At 33.7% G+C, this 24,947-nt stretch carries 19 protein-coding genes; 13 read left to right on the top strand and 6 right to left on the bottom strand.

Annotation, left to right across the window (positions count from 1 at the left end; translation table 11 throughout):
- Window positions 1-391 precede the first annotated feature (391 nt).
- The 8 genes from Q7I96_03645 to Q7I96_03610 all read left to right on the top strand — a co-directional run bounded on the left by Q7I96_03645 (window position 392) and on the right by Q7I96_03610 (window position 13,811).
- Window positions 392-4,648, top strand: coding sequence for a cobaltochelatase subunit CobN (locus tag Q7I96_03645; protein MDO9626706.1), 4,257 nt, complete (start codon window positions 392-394; stop codon window positions 4,646-4,648).
- Window positions 4,649-4,911: 263 nt separating this feature from the next.
- A complete protein-coding gene (locus tag Q7I96_03640; GenBank protein ID MDO9626705.1) occupies window positions 4,912-5,364 on the top strand; it encodes a hypothetical protein in 453 nt (150 codons plus the stop codon).
- Window positions 5,365-5,661: 297 nt separating this feature from the next.
- Window positions 5,662-9,978, top strand: coding sequence for a cobaltochelatase subunit CobN (locus tag Q7I96_03635; GenBank protein MDO9626704.1), 4,317 nt, complete (start codon window positions 5,662-5,664; stop codon window positions 9,976-9,978).
- 172 nt (window positions 9,979-10,150) lie between these two features.
- On the top strand, window positions 10,151-10,858 hold the full coding sequence (locus Q7I96_03630) for a DUF2162 domain-containing protein (GenBank protein ID MDO9626703.1): 708 nt from the start codon (window positions 10,151-10,153) through the stop codon (window positions 10,856-10,858).
- 95 nt (window positions 10,859-10,953) lie between these two features.
- Complete coding sequence (locus Q7I96_03625; GenBank protein MDO9626702.1) at window positions 10,954-11,625, top strand: MotA/TolQ/ExbB proton channel family protein; 672 nt, start codon at window positions 10,954-10,956, stop codon at window positions 11,623-11,625.
- Window positions 11,591-11,935 carry a DUF2149 domain-containing protein gene (locus tag Q7I96_03620; protein ID MDO9626701.1) on the top strand — a complete coding sequence of 115 codons (345 nt, stop codon included), beginning with the start codon at window positions 11,591-11,593 and terminating at the stop codon, window positions 11,933-11,935. The genes Q7I96_03625 and Q7I96_03620 overlap by 35 nt, the downstream gene beginning before the upstream one ends.
- Before the next feature lie 233 nt (window positions 11,936-12,168).
- Complete coding sequence (locus tag Q7I96_03615; protein ID MDO9626700.1) at window positions 12,169-12,858, top strand: HisA/HisF family protein; 690 nt, start codon at window positions 12,169-12,171, stop codon at window positions 12,856-12,858.
- Window positions 12,859-12,911: 53 nt separating this feature from the next.
- Entirely contained in the window at window positions 12,912-13,811 is a 900-nt protein-coding gene (locus Q7I96_03610; GenBank protein MDO9626699.1) for a PfkB family carbohydrate kinase, read from the top strand.
- A 149-nt stretch (window positions 13,812-13,960) separates the two neighbouring features.
- Here the strand turns inward: Q7I96_03610 and Q7I96_03605 are convergent, their stop codons facing one another.
- Window positions 13,961-14,146 carry a hypothetical protein gene (locus tag Q7I96_03605; protein ID MDO9626698.1) on the bottom strand — a complete coding sequence of 62 codons (186 nt, stop codon included), beginning with the start codon at window positions 14,144-14,146 and terminating at the stop codon, window positions 13,961-13,963.
- A 332-nt stretch (window positions 14,147-14,478) separates the two neighbouring features.
- Here Q7I96_03605 and pdxS point away from each other — a divergent pair, with 332 nt between their 5' ends.
- A complete protein-coding gene (pdxS, locus tag Q7I96_03600; GenBank protein MDO9626697.1) occupies window positions 14,479-15,360 on the top strand; it encodes a pyridoxal 5'-phosphate synthase lyase subunit PdxS in 882 nt (293 codons plus the stop codon).
- A gap of 293 nt (window positions 15,361-15,653) precedes the next feature.
- Here the strand turns inward: pdxS and Q7I96_03595 are convergent, their stop codons facing one another.
- The 5 genes from Q7I96_03595 to Q7I96_03575 form a co-directional block, all read right to left on the bottom strand.
- Window positions 15,654-16,580 (bottom strand): P-II family nitrogen regulator, encoded by a 927-nt coding sequence (locus Q7I96_03595; GenBank protein ID MDO9626696.1) that lies wholly within the window; start codon window positions 16,578-16,580, stop codon window positions 15,654-15,656.
- A 276-nt stretch (window positions 16,581-16,856) separates the two neighbouring features.
- On the bottom strand, window positions 16,857-17,195 hold the full coding sequence (locus Q7I96_03590; GenBank protein MDO9626695.1) for a P-II family nitrogen regulator: 339 nt from the start codon (window positions 17,193-17,195) through the stop codon (window positions 16,857-16,859).
- Window positions 17,196-17,210: 15 nt separating this feature from the next.
- Window positions 17,211-18,437: an ammonium transporter gene (locus Q7I96_03585; GenBank protein MDO9626694.1), complete on the bottom strand. Its 1,227-nt coding sequence runs from the start codon at window positions 18,435-18,437 to the stop codon at window positions 17,211-17,213.
- A gap of 549 nt (window positions 18,438-18,986) precedes the next feature.
- On the bottom strand, window positions 18,987-19,325 hold the full coding sequence (locus Q7I96_03580; GenBank protein ID MDO9626693.1) for a P-II family nitrogen regulator: 339 nt from the start codon (window positions 19,323-19,325) through the stop codon (window positions 18,987-18,989).
- Between the two features lie 128 nt (window positions 19,326-19,453).
- The gene (locus Q7I96_03575; GenBank protein MDO9626692.1) at window positions 19,454-20,689 is read right to left on the bottom strand and encodes an ammonium transporter; all 1,236 of its coding nucleotides are present in this window, start codon (window positions 20,687-20,689) and stop codon (window positions 19,454-19,456) included.
- 571 nt (window positions 20,690-21,260) lie between these two features.
- Here Q7I96_03575 and Q7I96_03570 point away from each other — a divergent pair.
- From Q7I96_03570 to Q7I96_03555, 4 genes are all read left to right on the top strand, one after another.
- Window positions 21,261-21,551, top strand: coding sequence for a hypothetical protein (locus tag Q7I96_03570; protein ID MDO9626691.1), 291 nt, complete (start codon window positions 21,261-21,263; stop codon window positions 21,549-21,551).
- Window positions 21,552-21,837: 286 nt separating this feature from the next.
- Window positions 21,838-22,416: an XRE family transcriptional regulator gene (locus Q7I96_03565; protein ID MDO9626690.1), complete on the top strand. Its 579-nt coding sequence runs from the start codon at window positions 21,838-21,840 to the stop codon at window positions 22,414-22,416.
- 124 nt (window positions 22,417-22,540) lie between these two features.
- Window positions 22,541-22,960 carry a thioesterase family protein gene (locus Q7I96_03560; protein ID MDO9626689.1) on the top strand — a complete coding sequence of 140 codons (420 nt, stop codon included), beginning with the start codon at window positions 22,541-22,543 and terminating at the stop codon, window positions 22,958-22,960.
- Between the two features lie 91 nt (window positions 22,961-23,051).
- Window positions 23,052-24,713 carry an AMP-binding protein gene (locus Q7I96_03555; protein MDO9626688.1) on the top strand — a complete coding sequence of 554 codons (1,662 nt, stop codon included), beginning with the start codon at window positions 23,052-23,054 and terminating at the stop codon, window positions 24,711-24,713.
- Window positions 24,714-24,947 lie beyond the last annotated feature (234 nt).

Raw genomic sequence — 24,947 nt, 5'->3', positions numbered from 1 at the left:
CTATAATCTACCCTTTTTCTTTTTTTTATTTTTTAATAGATTAGTTAATTATAGTATTTTTAATTTTCACGAATATCATTGAGTAAATTTATTTTTTTAGTTATCATATGCTTCATTTTGAGTTAAATAGGGGTTTCAGGTTTTATTTTCTACTTTTTAATGGTTTATTAATTTTAAATTATTATTTTAACGGATTATGTCTTATTAAAATTTTAGTATTAACTTTCTATGTTTATAATTTATTTTTAATTGAATTTAATAATTTTAAGTAGCTTATTTCATTAAAAGTATTATTTATCCTATTTTTTTATTACTAAATTTAAAATATATTAAAAAATGTAATAATATTTAATTAATAACTATTATTATATACTGGTAAGTTCAATTTACTTTGATTAAACGTAAAGGAGGTGAAAAAATTAGAAGACAAGTGATTTTAATTATAGCTACATTTGTTTTCATCATGTCACTGTGTGGTGCAGTGGCCGCAACAGATTCACAGGAGGGTATAAATGATACGACAACTGTGCAAACTGTAAATGGAACAAATGCTAGTTCAAATGAACCAGACCCACGAATACACGGTGTAATAAGAAATAACACTACACTGGCCAATGGGGCGGTAATAAACATTAGAAACCCATCTAATAACTCGTTGATTATCAGTGGAACAACTAATTCCAGTGGAGAATATGATATCTACTTCAATTCCAGTTTAACACAATTTAAAGTGGAAATTCTCTTTGGAGGAAGAAACTACACTACTAGCGTAACACCAACAGGTACACCCATACCTACGGCCGAACTCAACCATACCTTTGTACCAACAAAAATGCTCAAAGATGTGAAAATGGTTATACTGGTAGCCGGTGGTAGAGTTGGAACTGTAGATCGAGTAATGAATGATGTATATTTGAACAATTTGCTTCCTGAAGGGTATGATTTTGAATTAAGAATCTTCTCTGAAGATACTCTTTCTACTGATTCAGCAACATTCCAGAGATTTAGCGATGAATTGAAAACATCGAATATTTTCTTAATGGTTAACCCTGGTGTCAGCACATTCACAGCATCCCTTGCACCGTCTGTAAAGCAAATGCCTACAGGTTCCAAGGTATATTTGTTAGGAGGATCAAATCCGTTGACAACAGATATCAGTGTGACCACTCTTGCATATTCATCTGTTCTTAATGCTAATTTAACTACAGAAAATATTAAAAGAGCATTATTGGCTACATTAAAAAACTTCACAGCAATTAACAGCTCAACCAATACTACAATCATTGGAATGCCAACAGAATTTGTTTATCATCCAGATACTACAAAAATTTTTACTACAAGGGCAGATTATGAAGCTTGGTATATTTCATCAGGTAAATACAAAGCAAACGGCCCATGGATTGGACTACTTTTCCATGCGTGGTATTATGGTGCCAATGATCTAGCAGCATACAATGCTTTAATTCATAAATTGGAAGAGAGTGGAGCCAACGTAATAGTGCCTATTTTCTCAGACTTTGCTACCACGGCCAACAAATTCTTTATGGTTAATGGAACTCCAGCTATAGATGTGTTGATTACGCATTTACACAGTGGAATGACTGATAATGCTAGTTTAAATATATTAAATACTTTAAATGTACCAATTTTAAGCCCAGTCCATGTATTCCTTCAAGATACCCTTGACGGTTATCTAGCAAGTAGCACGGGATTATATGGTGGCGAATTAACAACATGGATCATCACTCCTGAGATAAATGGACGAAGTCAACCTGTTTTAATAGGTGGATCCAAAAGTATTGGAACTGACCCAACCACAGGTGCGGATATTAAAATATTTGTTCCATATCAACCAGGTATTGATCAGTTAGCTGATCGGGCTGTTTCATGGGGTATTTTGAAACATAAATTGAATGCTGACAAAAAACTGGCTTTAATTTATTTCGACAATACTCATGATGAAGGAATGCCTACTGGAGGCAGTTTAAATATTGAGGCTAGTCTGGCAAATATTCTAAAAGCTCTTGCAGCTCAAGGATACAATGTTGGATCTATAAATGCCACAAATTTAACTGCTGATAGTGTTCTGGCCATGATTAATGACCATGGTAGGAATTTAGTGAATTATACTCAAGCAGATCTGGCGAACCTTATTGCCAAAGGAGCACCAACCATAACGGTTGCTCAGTACATGCAATGGTATAACCAATTACCTGCTTCTCTTAGAGCACAAGTTGAAGAAGTTTGGGGCCCCGCTCCAGGCAATCTGATGATTTACAATGGTAAAATTGTATTCCCTGGTATAATGTTAGGAAACATATTCATGGGACCACAACCAATATGGAAGTGGAATGGTAATTCATCCAGTCTGGATAATAACACTCTACCACCAACCCATCAGTATATTGCTTTCTACCTATGGCTGCAAGATGGTTTTAATGCCGATGCTGTAGTCCATACTGGAGAACACGGAACATTAGAACTTCTTCCTGGTCACACTTCAGGTATGACTGAGGACGATTGGTCAAATACTCTGATAGGGGAAATGCCAAATATCTACATCTACTCTGGAGCAAATGATAATGCTAAAAGAAGAGCTTATGCCGTTCTTATTTCTCATTTGACACCACCAGTAGTTGAATCTGCATTATATGGTAATTTAATGGAGATGCATGATCTACTGACTTCATTTGATACAGCCTACCAGCAAAACGATACTGGATTAATGACTATCTACTACAACCAAATCTGGAAAAAAATTAATAATGAAACAGGTTTAAAGGAAAGATTGGGAATTAATTCATCTACTCCTTCTGGAACTGTATTGAATACATTACATAGCTATTTGCACACATTACAGCAACTACTGACTCCTTATGGTTTACATACCTTTGGAGAGTTACCTGATAATGAAACTTTGGAGAAATTCATTGCCGCAATTATTGCATTTGATCCAGGAAACAGGACGGGCCAGCATGATTATATTTTGAACTTACTAAATCAGAGTGTAATTAATGAGATGGCCTCTTTGTTAAAGGCATTAAATGGAGGATATATTAAGCCAGGTGTAGCTGCGGACCCTGTTAGAAATTTGGCATCCCTACCAACTGGAACGAATACATATTCTTTTGATCCAAGAAAAGTTCCTGATGCAGCGGCTTTAACAATTGGTTATACTGCAGCAGAAGCTGTTTTAAAAGAATATCTGAGTAGTAATAATGGAACATTTCCAGAAACCATGGCCACATCTATACGTGGTAATGAAGTAATTACTACCAATGGACAAAGTATTGCTACGATTTTCTACTTGCTGGGTGTAAAACCGATTTATTTAAGTGGAACTGTTGTAGGAACTGAAGTCATTCCTCTGGAAAACTTGACCATCACTATTGGAAATGTAACTGTACATAGGCCAAGAATCGATGTTCTTATCAGTGCTTCTGTAAGCTTCATTAATGTATGCCCGAATATTATAGCACTCATTGATAATGCTATTAAACAAGTGGCTATTTTAAATGAATCTAGTGACAAGAACTACGTGCGCAAGCACTACTTGGCTATGATTCCTCAACTAAAAACTGAGTTACTGGCACAAGGTTTAAGTCAAGCTGAAGCAGATACTCAGGCCGAACGCTTAGCAAGAGCCAGAATATTTGGTTTACCACCAGGTGCTGATCCCCATGCTATGGGAACTGCAAGAATCCTACGTTCCTCTGAAACATGGACTGAAGAAGAGCTTGCTGAAGCTTACCTGGAATATGAATCATATCTCTATGGTGATGGTTTAAGTGGTGTACCTGGTCGAAGTGTTATGGAAAAATTACTCCGAACTGTTGATAGTGCCATGGTAATCACACCGCGTGTATCTAATGGGGCTCCTGCACCAACTTATCGTGGTGTAACTATGATACAATTCCTGGTTAAACGCATGACTGGTAAGGACATAACTCCAATAGTTGTTAACACTGCTGATCCAAAAAACCTCATCATAAGAACTCTAAAAGAAGCTCTTGATGATAGTATAACCATGACTCTACTTAATCCGGTCTGGAGAAAAGGTTTGTTTGATGAAGGACCTGCTGGACAAAGACGTATGGCTTTAGCTTTTCGCAGTATAATTACCTTAAACATTAATCATGACATAAGCTCTGATAAATTACTGCAAATAGCCAATGAGCTTGTATTTGGTTCTGATGCGCTTACCGATCCTGATGCACTGAAGATGGCTGCTAAATCTCTTCTCATGGCTTATAATCATGGAATGATTTCCCTGACATCCGAACAGAAGAAGAAACTAACTAAGATTTTGGGTATAGATGGCACTACTCCGGATAATGGAAATCCATCAACTCCTACGAATCCGTCTAACCCGTCTACTCCAAGTAATCCTGGTGCTACTCCGTCCAGTCCGTCTGCTTCGGATAGTGGTTCATCCAGTTCGGTGAGTCCTGCGGCTAGTGCATCTGCAGCTTCTGTTGCATCTGCTTCTGTTGCTGGTGATCAGTCTGGTAAATCCTATGAAGTTTCTGAAAATACTAAAAGCTCATCTAATAAGAATAATGACAACTACGCTTACGCTATAGTTGGCCTAATTGCTTTAATGGGCCTTATTGGATTCGGATACTTCAAAGGTGTTGGAAGAAACTAAAAAACAAATAATCTACCCTTTTTTCTTTTTTTATTTTTTAAAGTAATTCGATAGAAATTCATATTTAATTATCACTAATTTTTAGGGATTTATTACAAAACCTTTTATTATCTCAAAAAAAGTAATAATAAAAATTTAATAGTAAGTATTATATAATTAATTTTTAAATATATATTATTTGAATCAAAATTTTAAATGTTTTATATTATTGTTTAGGAGGTGAGACGATAATAAGACTAAAAAATAATTTTATCCTTTTTATAATGTTAATTACCGTAGTTTTTGCTTTTAGTGGGATGGCCTCGGCACATCCGGGACATACTGAATATCCAGAAGAAATTCCTATTGAAGTTACTGATGATACTTCTGATTCTGGATCTACCACTACAACAACTTCTAGTAATGATAAGAGCAAAACTTCTAATTCCAAGGATAAAACTAAAACCACTACTTCTAAAAGTAAAGGCGGGTCAAGTAGTACAAATAGTACAAATAGTGTATCTTACTCCAATCAAGATGATGGTACAGTAAATAATGTGGAAGATAGTGCAACTCCTGATGCTGAAGAGGTTACTAGTGCCGGATCTAATAATTCTACACCAAAAAGTTCATCCTCGGGATCAAGTTTTCCAGGAACTGGTGCTGCTTTAGTAGTGGCCATTGGTGCTATTGCTGGTGGAGGATATTTATTTAGAGATAAAATATTTAATAGATAATTATTTTCTTATTTTTTTAATTTAAGAATTTTTTAGCATGGCTTTTTTTAATTAATTAACCTTAATTTTATGATATATTGATTTTTTTATTTAAAAAATAGTAATTGGGAGAATTAATCTCCCTTTAGATATTTCCTAAGTAAGGAGGTAGTTTAGGATGACAACATCAACCCCGTTATTCTATTCTCATTTATTTTATTTAAATTTTACTTGAATAAAATTAAAGTTAACTTGAAAAAATAGAAAGATATAAATATCAATTTTACTTGATTTATATTCAAGTACATTTGCAAAGGGATGTACTATAAATTTAAAGGAGGTGAAAAGATTCGAAAACAAATGATTTTTTTAGCTTTGGCTATGGTTTTCGCAATAATAATCTGTGGATCGGTTTCTGCAGCAAACACTACACAAGGGGGTGAAATAGATTCAGAAATTGCTTTAAATATTACTTTAGAGCATCCAGAAGCTCTCTCAGGCAATAATTTGCCAAATGTTGTTGTAAAAGATTCTGATGGAAATTCTATTTCTAATGTTTCAGTTACTAAATCTGGGAATAGTCAGTATAAACTGAATTTTAAAAGTAATAAAACTAGTTTAAAGGTCAATGTTACTGCTTTGGGCCACTTGTCTCAACTGGTAAATGTACAAATGAACTGGTTAAACTCAACAAATTCAAGCTACGGTTATTCATCAGTAAACTTGAGAGCCTACAATCTTCTCATTTTGAGTGGATCTTCAACCTACTCCAAACCAATGGTTTACTCCAATAGAAAACTTCGAGAAGAAGGATACTATTACAATTTGAAGTTTTACACTACCAGTGATTTAACTTCTGGAAACACCATCCTTGAAAATGAGATTAAAGAATTTGCCTTGAAATCAGACATTATTGTTCTGGAAATGATTGGTGTAAGTTCGGTTAACAAGGTGAAAGAGCTAATTAATGGTACTAATGCCATAATATGGGCTTTAAGATCTAATTCAACTTTCAACAATGATTCATCTATTAATTCCAATGATACACAAATGAGAATTTACTGGGATAACTCGGGTGAAGAAAACATGGGCCGATTCCAGCTTAAAACACTTCAAAAAATTGGAATGTATGTTATCCCTTCTCAGGATTTAAGCCCGGTTTCTTATCCTACAGTGTTCGTTTACCATCCGGATTCAGTTATTGCATCATTTACCAGTTTCAATGATTATCTGAATTGGTATTCACAAAATGGATCATATAATGCAAGTGCTCCCTGGGTTGGAATCTTGGGTTATAAATCTCATTTCATGAATGGAAACGGCGAATTATTGCAAGCGCTTTTAAGAAGCCTGGAAGAAAAAGGCATGAATGTAATGCTTGTTATCTGTGATTCAAGTAATTCTGCAAGAGCCAGTGCATTTTCCAGTTTTTTCATGAATGGAAATTCATCCCGGATTAATGCTCTGGTATGCTGCATGGGATACACCATGGTATTGAGTAATGCCACGGCCAGTGCTGAGATTCTGGAAAAACTTAATGTGCCTGTTTTTGCTCCAATTTATGCCTCAGATATGGATACTTGGGAAAATAGTTCTTCAGGACTTTCCAGTGAGGTATACTGGCAAGTGGCCTGGCCAGAAATGGAAGGACGTATTGAGCCTATTTTGATGGGTGGTGTTGAATCTAGTGAGATTGATTCTTTTACAGGAATAAGTATAAAAAAATACACACCAATACTCGATCGAATTGAAAGAGTCACCAGCAGGGTTGTAAACTGGATAGATTTACAAATACTCCAAAATTCTGTTAAAAAGATAGCTCTTATTTACTACAATGCTGCTGGAGGAAAAGATGGTGTAGGAGCATCTTATCTTAATGTTCCAGAAAGCATATCTCAGATTCTTAAAGCAATGGATGATGCGGGTTATACCGTAAATGGTAATTATTCGGTAGAATCAATAATTAATCTGTTTTTAACTGCTGGAAACAATGTGGGTTCCTGGGCTCCAGGTGAGCTTAAGAAACTAGTTGATGCTGGGGCCATAACCATGCCCTTAAGTGATTATCAGAAATGGTTTGCGACCTTACCCCAAGATCTTCAAAATGAAGTTATTGCAAAGTGGGGACCTGCTCCCGGAAATGTCATGGTTTATGATGGAAAAATTGTCATTCCCGGTATAATGCTAGGCAACATTTTCGTGGGTGCTCAACCCATGAGAGGATGGGGTGAAGACCCAACTTCTATTGCCCATTCAGCAACATTACCTCCCACACATCAGTATATTGCGTTTTACATGTGGTTGCAAAACAACATGAAAGCTAATGCTGTTATTCATCTGGGAACACATGGAACTCTGGAATGGCTCCCGGGTAGAAGCGTAGGGCTGGGTATTGAAGATTGGCCTGATGTTCTTTTAGGCAATATGCCCAATATATATCCATATATTATGGATAACACTGGTGAAGGAACACAAGCAAAAAGAAGGGGTTATGCAGTAATTATTGACCATTTAACTGCCACCATAGTTAATTCTGGTCTTTATGGTGATCTTGCAACACTTAAAGATAAAATTAGTAGCTATGATTCTACAGATCAGTCTGATAGAAAAGCAGTACTTCAAAGCGAAATATTAGGACTTATTAAATCCTTAAATCTAAACGAAGATCTCAATATCGACCTAAATTCCACCAGTTTTGAAGATATCAAAAATAAGGTTGAACATCATTTAGAGAAAATTGAATCTTCTTTGATTCCATATGGACTGCATACATTTGGTGTTGCTCTTAATGGAACTGAATTAGAACAAATGATTGATTCTATTGTTAGTTTTGATCCAGTAAATAGAAACAATACTGAGTATCGGAATTATTTGAGGTCATTACTTACTTCTAATTTGGAGATGGAAAACTTATTAAATGTTCTTAATGGAACTTTTGTTTCTCCATCATTAGGTGGCGATCCTATTCGTAGGGGTGAAGATGTTTTACCTACGGGATTGAATTTTTATTCATTTGATCCGCGTATGGCACCAGATGCAACTGCCTGGAAAATTGGAAGTCAACTGGCCGATGAAATGCTGGCCCAATACTATGCCGCAAATGGAAGATATCCAGAAACCGTGGGAATTGTATTGTGGTCTACTGAGACGATGCGTACCATGGGCCAATCTATTGCCATGATATTAAGGTATATGGGTGTAGAACCAACTTACGATAGTAGTAAACGTTTTACGGGCTATAAAATAACATCTTTAGCAGATTTAAAGCGCCCAAGAATTGATGTGCTGGTAACCATAAGTGGATTATTCAGAGACACCTTTTCATATACTACTAACGTTTTGGACAATGCATTCAGACAAGTTGCTAATCTATCAGAAAGTGCTGAAAACAACTATATACGCAAACACTACTTGGCAGATTTGGCTAATTATACCCAAAGTGGAATGAATTCTACCATTGCTCAAACTTTAGCAGGATCACGTATATTTGGTCCTCCTGCTGAGGCATATGGTACTGGTGTTGCTCAACTGATTCCTTCCACATCTGGATGGGATGATCAGAATGATTTGATAGAAGTTTATCTTTCCAAGATGTCATATATTTATGGCAATGGGATATATGCTTTAAATGGTATTGATGCATTTAAAAACCAGTTAAAGAACGTTGATGCTACTATTCAAGTGAGAGACAATAACTACGGACTTCTGGATAATGATGACGTATATCAATATCTAGGTGGCCTTACAATGACTGCTGAAAGTATTTCTAACAAAGATGTCAGTGTTTTCATTGCCAATACTCGGGGAACTCCACGCATTGAGACTTTAGGTCAGTTTATGTCTACTGAAATACATTCAAGGATTTTAAATCCTAAATGGAAAGAAGGTATGCTTAATGAAGGTTTTTCAGGTGCCAATGAAATTGCCAGAGAAATTGGTCATTTATTTGCCTGGGAAGCAATTATTCCAGAATCTGTTAGTGATTCAACCTGGAAATCTATTGCTGAAAACTATATACTTGATTCTAGTGTTAAAAATCAGCTTTTAAAGGCTAATCCTTATGCATTTGCTTCAACTGCAGCATGGATACTGGAAGCTGCTCGAAGAGGTATGATTACTATGGATGCAGCAACTCAAACTGCAGTGGCCAATGAATACATCAAAGCTACGGTGGATTATGGAGTAGTTTGTTGTCACCATACTTGTGCTAATTTAGAGTTCAATAAGTGGGTGGCCAAGGCTTCCTCTGCTTCCTCTGCGACACTGAAAGCTTATGCTAAGATTATGCAAGCGGCTACTGGTAAAGATATTGGCATAGTATCCAATGATCCATCTACTCCTTCACAGGGTGGTTCATCTACTGGAGAAAATGGTCAATCTTCATCTATTGAGGATAAGGGTCAATCTTCTTCCAGTAATAGTCAATCTTCTGCTTCGACTCAGTCTAAGGAATCGTCTGACTCATCTGCATCTGAAAGTACAACTGGTTCCAGTAGCTCACAGCAAAAAGCATATGAAGTTAGTAAAAACCCGCAAGGATCCTCGGATAGTACGGGAGTTTCATTCTTTGCTATTTTGGGTATAATTGGACTTTTAGGACTATTCGGTGTTGGATATTATAGAAAAAACATTTAAAAACCCATTTTCCTTTTTCTTTTTTTTTTAGTGAAGTAATAAAAACAGATTCGATTTCAAAAATAAGTATTAATCATGATTTGTTATTACTAAAAAGGCAAAATAAGGTAGAAAAGTAATAATACGTTTTATATAGGAAGTATTATATATCAGTTTTTATCAAGGTGAAAGTATGGATATTGTGAGTTTATTATGGCAAATGGGAGTATTATCAGTATTACTGGTATTTGGAATAAAGATTGGTCTGGCTATGGGATTTGCAGGCCTTAATAAAAAGACGGCGGCATTAATTATTATCGGATATGGATTAGGAATACTAGCAATCACTACGCTGGCCAGTGCCTACATGTCATTGGTACAAGGCTTTTTTACGCAGTATGCGTCTGTTATCACCATAATTATGGCGGTTGTTATAATGTATGCTGGATTTCACACTATTCGTGAATGGAAACAGAATCAAAAGAATACTGCTAAAGCGACATGTATGGCTATGGTAGCACCATGCCCTTGCTGTTTTGGAGCAGTTATTGCGGTTATTGTAATGGTTTCTCCATTAATTGGTCTTTCTGCAGCCACTATTGGTCAATATTCTGCATTGTTTTTAATGATATTGATAACGATATTTTACTTAAGTTCAGGTGCAATTGTTAAATTTGTGAAAAAACCTTACCCTGTTCTTTTAGGAAATTTTATGCTATTTGCAGGCCTTTATTTTATGGTGTCTGCTATAGTACTCCCTAATATAAATTCAGTTTTAAGTTCAAAAATGACTCCTTTGGACATACCATCCATTACTACTTTGGTACTGGCTCTGTTAGGTTCATTAGGGTTATTGGTTCTTGGAATATTCTTAAATAAAAAAAGAAGTACTTTAAATTGATAAATAGATGAAAAATAGATAATAAAATTGAATCTAATGATATAAATTCAATTTTTTTTTAAATATCAATTATCATGATAATATGAGGTGATTTAATGGTTGCAGTCCCTGGCAGTGAAATGTTAGGTAGTATTTTACATGTAATTTCTCTTAGTCTTTTAATACCAGTTATTGTAGGTCTTTTGGCTTTTATGGCTTATGCTATAATTTCTTTTGGTGGGATGATTTCAGAATATTCCAGCCGAATTAAGACTACTCCTAAAGAAATAGAAGATATTATTAAGCAGATTTCTCATCCACCTACTTCTGAACAGATTATGGCTGTAGTGGAGAAAAGTGGTATTCCACAAGGCCAAAAAAATATTTTAATTGATTTGGCTAATACACAAGATATGCCTGATGCTTCACGTGAGGCACTGGCCCGTAAACTGGTGGAAAATGAAGAAATAAAAGCAATGAAAGGAATAGAAAAAACAGATATTGTAACTCGTTTAGGACCTACTCTGGGATTAATGGGTACTTTAATTCCTATGGGTCCTGGACTCGCTGCATTGGGATCGGGTGATATAAATACTCTGGCCCAGGCTATTATTATAGCATTTGATACTACAGTAGTGGGTTTGGCTGCTGGAGGTATTGCTTATGTTGTTTCTAAAGTTCGAAGACGATGGTACGAAGAATACATATCTAACCTTGATACATTAGTGGATTCAGTTCTGGAGGTTATGAAACATGGTGCGAAAACACAGACGGCGAATGCTTTCTAGTCAAGGTGAAGAAGATCCCACAGCAGGATCCGCCAATCTGGTTGATGCCATGCTGGTACTGGCCGTTGGATTTTTGATCTTTTTGGTAATGTCTTGGAACATGCAGAATGTAGTTTTCTCTGACATGACTCCTCAAGAGCGTCAGGAAACCATGGAAGCAATGAAAAAAGCAGTAGAACTCAATCAAGGTGATGAGCTGAATAATACTCCTCAAACATCTTCTGGATCTGGCCAGGGATATGTGGAAATGGGCCAAGTATATAAAGATCCTAAAACAGGCAAACTCATTATGGTTCAAGGTGGTGGATGACATAAACTAATTATTTTTTTTATTTACTTTTAAGTAATACTTTTTTTAAAAAAGTAATTAACTTTATATAGTTTATTTAACTTAATTAGATTGGGGTTAACAAACCCCTCCCCCTTAAATATAGTTCTATTTTGAAGATTAAAATTGTATATTTAATTTTTTTTTACTAATTCTTAGATTCAATATATTCAAATCAATTATTTTAATAAATATAAAAATCTAACTTTAAAGATATGATGGAAATTATACCTGTACTGGACTTAATGTCTGGAATGGCAGTCTCTGGAAAATCAGGCCATAGAGAAACTTATCAACCATTAAAAACGGTTTACTCTTCTTATCCAGATCCAGTGCAAATTGCAAGCAGCCTTAAAAGACAAGGGGCTCATCAAATTTACATTGCAGATTTAGATGCCATTGAAAAAAAAGGATCAAATCTGGAATTGATAAGAAAAATTAATCATATATTGCCGGTAATGATGGATTGGGGAGTTAAAGACTTAAAAAGCTTTGAATTTGCCCTTGAATTTGCTGATAAAATAATTGTGGCCACAGAAACCCTGAAAAGTCTGGGGGAACTTTCGAAAATATTTGAAAAATTTCCTAAAGATAGAATAGTGGTCAGTGTGGATATAAAAAATGACCAGATTCTGGCTAAAGAAATGGATATTTCTTTAAATGACTTTAAAGAATTTTTAATTGATTTAAATCCTTCTCAAATAATATTACTTGATATTTCTCAAGTGGGAACTTTTAATGGTTTTAATAAGAATTTGATTGATGAATTTTCAGAATTTAAAGATTCTTTAATTTTAGGTGGTGGAATTATACCCTCTGAGATTAAATCATTGAATGAAAAAGGACTAAATAAAGTATTGGTTGGATCAGCACTCCACAAAGGAGATATTCCTTTGAAACTGTAGGTATTATGTGTTTATAGATTAATATAATTTAATATTAAAAATTAAGTGATAAAATGGGAGAATTTCTACTTTTAGGCCCGGTTAGCAAGGATACTATCATCCGACGAAATCAAAAAACTCATTCTGTAGGGGGAGCAGTTTATTACCAATCAAAAGTCTTTAATGGCCTGGGATTGAATTATAAAGCTGCTGTTACTTTGGCAGTTGAAGATAAAGATATTTTGAACCGTTTTCCTGATAAAAACAGTATTTTACCTATCTTTAAAAAGGATACGGTAAAATTTGAGAATAATTACTATGATGAAAACCCTAATCATAGATTCCAGAGATCCAATGCTCCAAGAATTCCAATTACTAAGGAAGATATTTCCAATATATTTTCTAAAATGGGGGGCAAATGCAATGGGATTTTATTAGGCCCTCTTTTACCATCAGATATTCCATTGGAAACAGTTTTAGAATTAAGTAAAAAAAATATTCCCATATATTTGGGATTTCAGGGATATTTAAGACAATTTGATGGGTGTGACATATCCCTGGAACCTTTAAGTGAAATTAAAAAATTATTAAACCTGGTTGATATTCTATTTTTAGATGAAAAAGAGGCCCGAGTTGTGGGAAATCCAGATGACAACCTTTCTGAAATTGCTCGAAAATTATCACTAAATGGTCCTCAAGAAGTAATTATCACCTGTGGGAATAGAGGATCCATTATATATTCCTGTGAAAAAAGAACTGCGTTCAAAATAATGCCCTATGCTCCCACTAAATTGAATGATCCAACAGGTCTTGGTGATACCTACATGGCTGCTTACATTTCCCGGAAGATAATGAGTAATGACCCTCAAGATTGTGGAAAGTTCGCTTCCATGGTGGCCACCATAAAACTGGAAAGTTCAAATGGGTTTGATAAAAATTGGCAGTATATAGAAAAGAGATTGAAGATTGATTAAATATATTTGAATTTTATTTTTAAATTTGTATTTTTAATTTATAAAAAAAAGATTGTAAGATATATCTAAAATATTAGAAAAAAATAAAATATATACTAATCTATTAAATATCTAAAAATGAAATATTAATGGTTAGAATGCTATTTAAGTTATGTTCCTAGCATGAATGGTAAAATTAAAAATGGTAATAATCCTGCTAAGAAAAATAGAGCTATTCCTATTATTGTATAATTATTTTTACGATCCATAATTCCATTACAAATAAGAAAAATTCCTATAACTGCTAGAATTCCAGGAAGAATGTGTGAGTATATTAAAGTTCCAGTAAATGCCATATTATCACTTTTATTTTGATAATGTATAATATTAAGTTCTATATTGATTTTTAATTTTTATAATTTATTTTTTAATATAAAATATTTTAAATTGGTTATATTGATTTTTTGTATGGATTTTTGAAATGATTTTCAGGAATGGTTATTTAAATTTCAAATCTTTTTTTCTTAGATTTCTTTTAGAAATTTCAATAAAAAGTATTTATTATCCTAAAATCAAACTGTTTATGTTGATTACTAATTTTAACCATCAATTATATAAATTTTTGCGTAATCAATACAAATTTAACAGGTAGGAATCACGCTAAACTTATAATAATGGAGGAAAATTTATGTTACATGGTACAGAAGTTTTAAAAAAGGGCTTTGCCAAAATGACCAAGGGCGGAGTTATAATGGATGTTGTAAATGCAGAACAAGCAGCTGTTGCTGAAGATGCAGGTGCTGTTTCAGTCATGGCCTTAGAAAAGGTCCCTTCAGACATTAGAGCTGACGGTGGAGTGGCTCGGATGGCAGATCCAACTAAAGTACAGGAAATTATTGATGCAGTATCTATTCCAGTAATGGCCAAAGCTAGAATAGGCCATCTTGCAGAGGCTCAAATTTTGCAGTCTCTGGGAGTAGATATGATTGATGAGAGTGAAGTTTTAACTCCTGCTGATGAAATGTTCCACATTGATAAAAAACAATTCACCATACCTTTTGTATGCGGAGCCAGAAATCTTGGGGAAGCTTTAAGGAGAATTGACGAAGGTGCAGCTATGATTCGTACCAAAGGTGAACCTGGAACTGGTAATATTGTAGAAGCGGTCCACCACATGAGAATTATTATGGGCCAAATTAGGGAAATCCAAAATAAAGAGGAAGAGGAACTCTGGACCTTTGCCAGGGAAATTGAATCTCCACTATCTTTGGTTAAAGAAACTGCTAAATTAGGCCAACTTCCAGTTGTTAACTTTGCTGCTGGTGGAGTTGCTACTCCTGCTGATGCTGCTTTAATGATGCAACTCGGTGCCGACGGTGTATTTGTTGGATCTGGAATATTTAAATCAGATGATCCTGAACAATTCGCCCGAGCTATAGTAGAAGCAACTGCTCATTACGATGAACCTGAAGTTTTAGCTGATGTTTCAAGGGGACTTGGAAAAGCTATGCATGGTCTGGAAATCAGTGAAATAGCTGATGCGGACCGTATGCAAGATAGGGGAATTTAATTAATTCTATTTAATTTTAAATTCTTTTTTTATTTCATTTATTTTTCATTTTTTCTTTTAAATTAATTTTAAATTCAAATAAAGTCTTTTGTTGATGGATTACTAATTTAAGTAGCTAATTTAAGATATATTTTTTTTAAAAAATAAGATAACTAATTAGAAAATAAGAAAATAAAAATTATTCACAAAAAAGAAATAACTAAAAAAATTTATTTAAAAATTAATTTATTATTAAAAAAAAATTAGAAATGAAAGTTGTATAACCTAAAAAATAAAAATTATTAATTAAAATATTAATCTAAAGCTTCTGATCCTCTCTCTTCACTACTAATGCGTATTGCATTATCAGAGGATGATATTATAACTTCATCACCAATGTCCTCATTTTTTAGCTTTTTAAGCATATTTACTATGAAATCTACCTCGTTTTTTCTCAGCACAATCATTATTTCATGCCATTTTCTGGCCTTCATTTCATAGTTACTGGCCCGATAAATTTCATGGGTGTGTTTTTCTGAATCATAGTGCTTTATATCAGTTATAGTAATATTAGAGAATCCCAATTTTTTTAATGATGATTTAACTGAATCTAGCATAATGGGGTGCAGGGTGAATCTGACCTTTTTTAAGGATTCTTCCTGCTGCATTTCAATTTGTTTATTAAAATTTCTGATTTCAAACTTTCGTTTCTCAAAATGAGGATAGGGCTCTGCTTTACTATTTAAATCATCGGTGAATTCTTTTTTATCAGATTCTTTATTCAATATATTATTTTCTTCATTAAGTTCTTTTTCTTCTTTTATTTCCCCTATTTCACCATCATTAACTTCTTTTATTAAAGAAGATATTCTATTCAAGGCCGTAATAATTGCTTGAAAATGCTGGCCTTCTATTAAGATGAAATAGTTTTTAGAATTTAGAGTTTCTAATTCATTTTCTGACAATATGACATAGGGTATTTCTTCTTCAATCAATGTTTTTTCAAGGTTTATTATGCACTGATACCGGGATTTTTCTGCAAAAATCATTAGGCCATCAATTTGAGCTATTTTTTCATTAATCGAATAAAAATTGTCATTAGATGGTTCCTTTAGAAGACAAGTCTTTGTCCCGTCAATACTAATTTGATTATAATTTAAAATTTCCATATCCAGCCAATCGTGGCTATCAATTTCAAGACTTCCTTCATTTTTCAATACAAGAATTTTTTTAGGTATCATTTTGCAACCTACTGCAAATTTCTTAATATTTTCTTTAATATTTCTAAAATCAAAAATAATCCATTAAAATAATTTAATTCAGATTTAGAGAATAAATATAAATTGTTTATTATTTTTAGAATAAATGAATGAAATTAATAGGTAAAATTACTATTAAAAATCAGATTTAATAAATTTAAAAAAAATAGATTCCCCAATCTTTTTAATTTACTTTAAGTTTTTTATAAACAATTTTAAAAAAATAAAATGAATAAGGTCATTAGACCTTATTTCCAATTAAACAGCTTTTTTGCCACTTTCTCCGGTACGAATCCGAATTACTTCTTCTACAGGAGATATGAATATTTTTCCATCTCCAATGTCTCCAGTTTGAGCAGTTTTAACAATGGCATCTGTAATTTTTTCTACATCTTCATCGTTAATTATAATCTCTAATCTGGTTTTTGGTAAAAGATCAATTCGGTAGTCGCTCCCCCGATAGCTTTCGGTTATGCCTAACTGCCTGCCTCGTCCTTTGACTTCGACCACAGTCACACCATTGCAACCGATTTCTTCCAGGGCTTTTTTAACATCTTCCAGTTTTTCTGGGCGGATAATTGCTACTATCTCTTTCATTTTCATTTCCCCTTATTAGATTCTGTAACCTGACTCTTCGTGGAGATTAGTGTCCAGACCTTCGATTTCATCTCTTTCTTCTACTCGTAGTCCCATTGTGTATTTAATGGCTAATCCGATGATTAGGGTTACTACAAATGAGTAAATAATTACTACGAAAACTGCTATTAGTTGGATCCAAAGTTGTTCAGGATTTCCATAGAATAATCCAGTTCCCAGGGAGTTTATAAACGGTGCTGCGAAAAGACCCACAGCTATTGATCCCCATAGCCCAGACATTCCGTGTATTCCAAATACATCCAGTGCATCGTCGTATCCTAATTTCGGTTTTAGGTAGGATATTGCGGCGTAGGAGATAAATGAGGTGACAAAACCTATTATAATGGCGGCTTGTATGGTTACAAATCCGGCTGCCGGAGTAATTGCTACTAAACCAGCAATGGCACCAGATATGGCACCTAGCATGGTTGGTTTTCCTGTTTTAATGTAGTCAATAATTACCCAAGATATCATACCCGCAGCAGCAGCAGTGTTTGTTGCCAGGAATGCAGATCCAGCCAACCCTCCAGCAGTAAGGGCAGATCCAGCGTTAAATCCAAACCATCCAAACCATAGGAGGGCTGCTCCAATTACAGAGTATCCTAGGTTATGTGGTAGTAATCTGGTATCTTTTCTTTTACCTAGTAGTAGAATCAGGGCTAAGGCAGCTATACCTGAGTTTATGTGTACAACGGTACCGCCTGCAAAGTCAAGAGCACCCAGGTTGAATAAAATTCCTCCACCCCATACCATGTGGGCAATAGGAACGTATACTAGGGAGACCCAGGCCACAATAAATACCATCCAGGAAGAGAATTTCATTCTCTCTACTACTGCTCCAGAAATCAAAGCCACGGTTATAGCGGCGAAAGTCATCTGGAAAGCAATATAGACAAATTCAGGTATAGTTGGGGCTAGTGTTGCCAATTGGTCTACACCAATTCCATTCATCATCAAATTAGTCGGATTTCCAATTAATCCCATCAAAGTATCTGCACCAAATGCAAACTGGTACCCATAGAGTACCCAGATTATACTTGTTATGGCAAATGCGATGAGAGATAAAAACATTGTATTTAATACATTTTCTTTTTTAGTTAGCCCGCCATAGAATAATGCCACACCAGGGATGGTCATGAGCATTACCAGGGCTGTGGATATAAGCATCCACGCTGTATCACCAGAGTTAAGAACAGGATCCATAACATTTCCTCCATTTTTTTATTAAAAAATTTGCAACTAAAATGCAAATTTTAATAATCGATTTTATTTAATTTTGCTATAAATTAGAATTTGAATGTTTATTTCTATTATTTATTTATATATCTAATCTATAAGACTTATTTCAGTGAAATTAATATCCACTGAGATTATTTCCGGGATCATGGTCTTTATACCATGATGGTATATGGGACTAAATATGATCCTTTCGGAAATCGGAAGCCATCTTCCGACATATTAGATGTAGTGAATATTAGTATATAAATGTTTCGAATCTGAGCCTTTTTTTGTTCAGAAAAAATAGAAAATATGTTACTTTATATGAGAAAAATTACTCCAATAATGAAAAATTAATCATTTTAAATGAAAAAACATGATTAAATATGGTATTTTAATATTATTTAAAAAATTATCTTTACTATAATTAATTTATTTAAAAAAAAATTGGAAAATGTTTAGAATTATATTCTTATAAAAATCAATTTAAAAATATTATTTAAAATAAAAAAAAAATAAAATTAGAAGAAACTATTAAATAGCTCCTTCACCTTTTTCACCGGTTCTGATTCTAACTACTTCTTCAATAGGGGAAATGAATATTTTTCCATCACCTATATCTCCAGTCTTGGCTTGATTTACAATGGTATCCACTACTTTATCTACATCAATAGATTTTACAATGATTTCTAACCTGACTTTAGGCAGGAGATCTACAGTGTAATCTTTGCCCCTATAACTTTCTGTTATTCCTAACTGTCGGCCACGACCTTTAACATCTTCTACAGTCATACCATTAATGCCTAACTCTTCCAATGAGTTTTTAACAGTTTCAAATTTATCTGGACGAATTATTGCGATTATCCTTTTCATTTTATCACCTTATTAGCTGATTTTTGTCCTAATTACTCATAAAATTGAATATAATGAATCTATATTATTAAAAAGTTAATTTAAATAGGTTATTATTTTTCAATTGTCTTGAGTGCATTTATAAATATCTAGGATAATCTGTAACCGGATTCCTCATGCAGATTAACATCAAGTCCATTTACCTCATCTTGAGGAGCAACTCTTAAACCAATAACTTTGTCCAGAACTTTTCCAATAATCCAGGTCATTATAAATGCATAAGCACCTACAATGATTATGGCAATTGCTTGGGAATATAATAATCCTAAATTACCAGTTATTAAGCCACCACTGGTTAAAACACTATTAATGGCGGGTAATGCGAAAACTCCTACAGCCAAGGAACCTACTATTCCGCACACGCCGTGTATTCCAAATACATCCAGTGCATCGTCGTATCCAAGACGTGGTTTAATATGAGATACAGCATAGTATGAAATTATTGAGGCCACAAAACCGATACAAATGGCCGCTGTGACATTTACATAGCCTGCAGCAGGTGTAATTGAGGCTAAACCAGCAACAGCACCAGATAATGCTCCTAAAAGAGTAGGTTTTCCAGTGTTGATTTTATCCATTAACATCCAGGTTAATAATCCCACTGCAGCGGATATATTAGTTACTATCATAGCAGAAACTGCTAAATCACCGGCTGCTAGGGCAGATCCTGCATTGAACCCAAACCACCCAAACCATAATAATCCAGCACCAATAACGGAGTATCCCAGGTGGTGTGGTAACAATCGCATGTCTTTTCTTACTCCTAAAAGCAATACTAAGGCCAGAGCTGCAACACCACTACTCAAATGAACCACTATTCCGCCTGCAAAGTCAAGAGCACCCATTTGAGCCAAGAATCCTCCGCCCCACATCCAGTGAGCTATAGGAACATAAACCAGCACTAACCAGATTGGTACAAATGCCAACCATGCAGAAAATTTCATTCGCTCTACAATGGCACCAGAAATTAGGGCCACGGTTATGGCAGCAAATGTCATCTGGAAAATCGCAAATAATCCTGTGGGTATGGTCGGTGCCAGATTTGCTAGTGTTTTTGACTCTAAAACCCCATTAAAGAATGGATTCTGGATAGCACCTATCAATCCCGATACATCATTACCAAATACAAGATCATAACCAAATATGAACCATAATATACTTACTATGGCAAAAGTTACAAATGATAAAAGCATGGTGTTTAAAACATTCTGTCTTCTTATTAATCCGGAGTAGAACATTGCCAGTCCGGGTATTGTCATCAATATAACAAGGGCCGTGGCAATTAACATCCACGCGGTGTCCCCTGAACTAAATACAGCTGTCATTTTTTTTCTCCTAAACCTTATCAACAATTTTTGGACTATAAAATATTAAAATAGCTCATAAGTCCAATTATCTAAATTAATAGCTATCTAAATAATAGCTCAATACAATTATTTTTAATTTAATTTTTATTAAAATATTCTATCCTATCACACGGAAAACAGAAACATACTTCCGATACTTATTCTATGTTCTTATTTTCATCTTAGTAGGATATAGGAAACCTATTTCCGATAAAAATTTAATTTAGCTACTATATAATACTTACGGACAATAAAAATTATAAAAAAATAATAATTTTCAGGGAAAGTTATTTTATAATTCGGTTATTAATTGTTTAATTAAAAAAGTTAGAATTAATTCTTTAATTCAAGAAAAAATATATATTGTTATTTTAAATGAAAAATGAACATTAAATTTAAATATTTCTGAAATAATAATGATTAATATATAAAACCGAATAATAAACAGAATAATTATATACTGAATATAATTAATTATAATAATAACCTAATTTAACGAAATTTAAATATTCTCAAGCTTTTGTTAAATTAAATCAATTAGAGGGATAAATTGAATTCAAAAAAACGCGGTAAGCTATTTGCAGTTTTAATGGTTTGTTTCATTGCTTATGGTTTTGGTTCTTCAGTAAGTCTTTTGACATCAGATACAATTTCTCTGGAAGTTCCATCAGTCCTGGCAGCAGACCAGCAACAAATAAGTACTATTGGTGACCCTAATTTTGAACCAGTATGGTTAAAACAGCAATTAATTAAGAATATCACTAACAATACTAATATAACGATACATAACAATACAAATACGAATAATAGTACACCTAAAAGGATTAATAATTCTAACTGATACTTTAATTAATTTTTTTATATATTATATTTCAGTATTATAAAACTATTTATTTAGATTTTTTTTATTTAGAGTATATTATTAAAAGCAATATTAGTATAATAATTAAAAATTACTATTATAATTAAAAAGTTTATTTTAGGTTAATATTATGTTTGAACATGTTTTGAACTAAGAATATGGGTCTTAATGATTTAATTATATAAGGCACCATACACAAACAAGATATGGAATTAATCATAATTAAAATCATTTTAAAAATAGAAAATAAATTAAAGGTGATCATGTGTCGGATAAGAACTTAATTGGGGCAAAAATTCGCCAACTAAGAGAAAACAGAGAAATGAACCAGCAGCAACTGGCTAATGCAAGTGAAAACAGTGTAGAACTATTAGAACATATTGAAAATGGGGATGTAGTTCCTTCCCTAACACCTTTAATTAAGATTGCAAAGGCTCTTGATGTGAGAATTGGTACATTTATGGATGATGTCCAACAAAGAGGCCCAGTCATTGTTGAACAAGGGCAAACAGAAAAAGTAATTTATTTCTCTGGCCAAAAAGACCAAACCAAAGAAAGTGCTATGGAATTTTATTCACTGGCATCTGGCAAATGTGATCGTCATATGGAACCTTTTTTAATTGATGTTGATATCCATGACGATGCTGAATTCAAGCTGGAATCTCATGAAGGGGAAGAATTCATCTATGTTATTGAAGGCGAAATTGAGATCGTTTATGGAAGTGAAAAATATACGGTATCTAAAGGAGATACTATTTATTATGATTCAGTAGTTCCTCACCATCTACATGCCTATGGGGAAAAACCGGCCAAGATTTTGGCTGTAATTTATGCTCCATTTTAATGATTTAATTATTTGGACTTAAAAACTAATCAACAAAAAATAACACAATAATACAACAAATATATTAAATCTTTTTATTAATTTTGAAATTAATAAATTAAATTTACTTAATGAGGAATATTGAATGTTTAAAATAGATGTTATACCTCGATTTGGGGATATAGATGGATTGAAGCATGTTAATAATACTGTTTTAGCAATATGGTTTGAAAAAGGAAGAAATCCTATATTCCGAATGTTTACTCCTGATCTGGATTTGAGTTACGAAAAATGGAAATTAATTTTAGTAAGAACTGAATTCGACTTCATAGGTCAGATGTACTATGGCGGAGATGTGGAAATTCGAAGTTACATTACTCATATTGGTAATTCGTCATTTACTATTGGACATGAGGCCTGGCAGGATGATGAAATAAAAGCAAAAGGTAAAGCTGTCCTGGTTCATTATGATTTCATCGATCAGGTTCCTTTAGCTATTCCCGATGAAATAAGGGCCGATTTAGAAGCCAATTTTGTTAAAGAAGAAGATATTGGTAAAAAATAATATTGGTGAAAAATAAAGAATATTTAGTTAAAAAATTTATATAAATTGGTAATTTAACTGATTGAACAAATTTAAAGATAATGGTGATTTTATGGTCTTTACAGAAGACACCATAGGCGAATTTTTTGAAAAACAGGTTAATAAATATCCTGATAACGAATTCATGGTTTATCCAGACCGTGATCTGAGATTCAAATACAGTGAATTTAATGATAGAGTGGACATGCTGGCCAAGGGCCTATTATCCATTGGAATTACTAAAGGCGATCACGTGGGAATATGGGCCAATAACGTACCTGACTGGTTAACATTCATGTTTGCAACCGCTAAAATAGGAGTAGTGCTGGTAACAGTTAATACGGCCTACAAAAGCCATGAACTGGACTATGTATTGAAACAATCTGACATGAAAGCCTTAGCAATCATTGATGGGTTTAGAGACGTTGATTATGTAAAAACAGTTTATGAACTGGTACCGGAATTAAAGACGCATGCTAGAAGTAACCTGGATAGTGAAGAATTTCCGCATCTTAAGAGTGTTATTTACATAGGTCCGGAAAAGCACCGGGGAATGTATAATACCAATGAAATAATGCTTTTAGGAAAACATACTGAAGATAGTGTTCTGGAAGATGCTAAAAAAGGCCTATCTTGTGACGATGTGATTAACATGCAGTACACCTCTGGAACTACTGGCTTTCCTAAAGGGGTTATGTTGACTCATAAAAATATTTTAAATAATGGTTATTATATTGGTGAGCGACAAAAATTTACTGAAAATGATAGATTATGTTTAACTGTGCCTCTTTTTCACTGCTTTGGAATAGTACTGGGCGTTATGGCTATTTTAACTCATGCAGGAACATTTGTAATTGTGGAATTGTTTGACCCATTACTGGTTCTGGCAGCAGTTCAAAAAGAGCGCTGCACAGCATTATATGGGGTTCCAACCATGTTTATTGCAGAGTACAGCCACCCTATGTTTGAAATGTTTGATCTTTCCAGTCTGCGTACTGGAATCATGGCGGGTTCTACTCCCCCTATCGAAGTCATGAAAAAAGTGGTTAAAGACATGAACATGAGTGAGATAACCAGTGTATATGGACTAACCGAAGGGTCGCCTGGATTCACTCAGACCAGTGTAAATGATCCACTGGAAAAAAGGGTGGAAACTGTTGGTAAGACGTTACCTGCTTGTGAGGTTAAAATTGTAGATCCTGAGACTGGTGAAACCCTGGGGCCAGGTGAACCCGGTGAAATATGTTGTAAAGGTTACAATGTAATGAAGGGTTACTATAAAATGCCTGAAAAGACCAGAGAAGTAATTGATGAGGATGGTTGGTTGCACAGTGGGGATTTGGCCTCTGTGGATGAAGAAGGTTATTATACTATTGTAGGTCGTATCAAAGATATGATTATCCGTGGTGGAGAGAATATTTATCCTCGTGAAATCGAAGAATTCCTTTACACTATGCCTGGAATTAAAGATGTGCAAGTGGTAGGAATCCCTGATGAAAAATACGGTGAAATAGTTGGAGCATTTATTATTAAGGATGAAGATGCTGACATCAAAGAAGAAGATGTTCGAGATTACTCTATTTCTAATATAGCTCGCTATAAAGTCCCTAAGCACGTATTTTTCATTGATGAATTACCTTTAACTGCCAGTGGAAAGGTGCAAAAATTTATACTGCGAGAAATGGCCGTTGAATTTTTAAATAAAAAAATATCTGAAGAAGAAACTCTGGATTAAGAATCTGGATTAAATAATAAAAGTTTATAATTTAAAGTTCCCTAAATATTTTCTTTTTTTTATTTATTATATCTTTTTTAATGATATTATGCAGTTAATTAATTAATAATTACATAACAATCTTATAACGAGATAAAGATTTGATTTACTTGAAAAATGGTTTTTTAATCAAATGCTTTATTTAAGGCAGATAATTAAATAAAATAACTTATTATAATTAACTTAATTATAAAT

This window comes from Methanobacteriaceae archaeon (assembly GCA_030656015.1).
Taxonomy (GTDB): Archaea; Methanobacteriota; Methanobacteria; order Methanobacteriales; family Methanobacteriaceae; genus UBA349.
The sequence above is the reverse complement of the archived record's forward strand: the minus strand, read 5'-3'. Positions and strand labels throughout refer to the sequence as shown.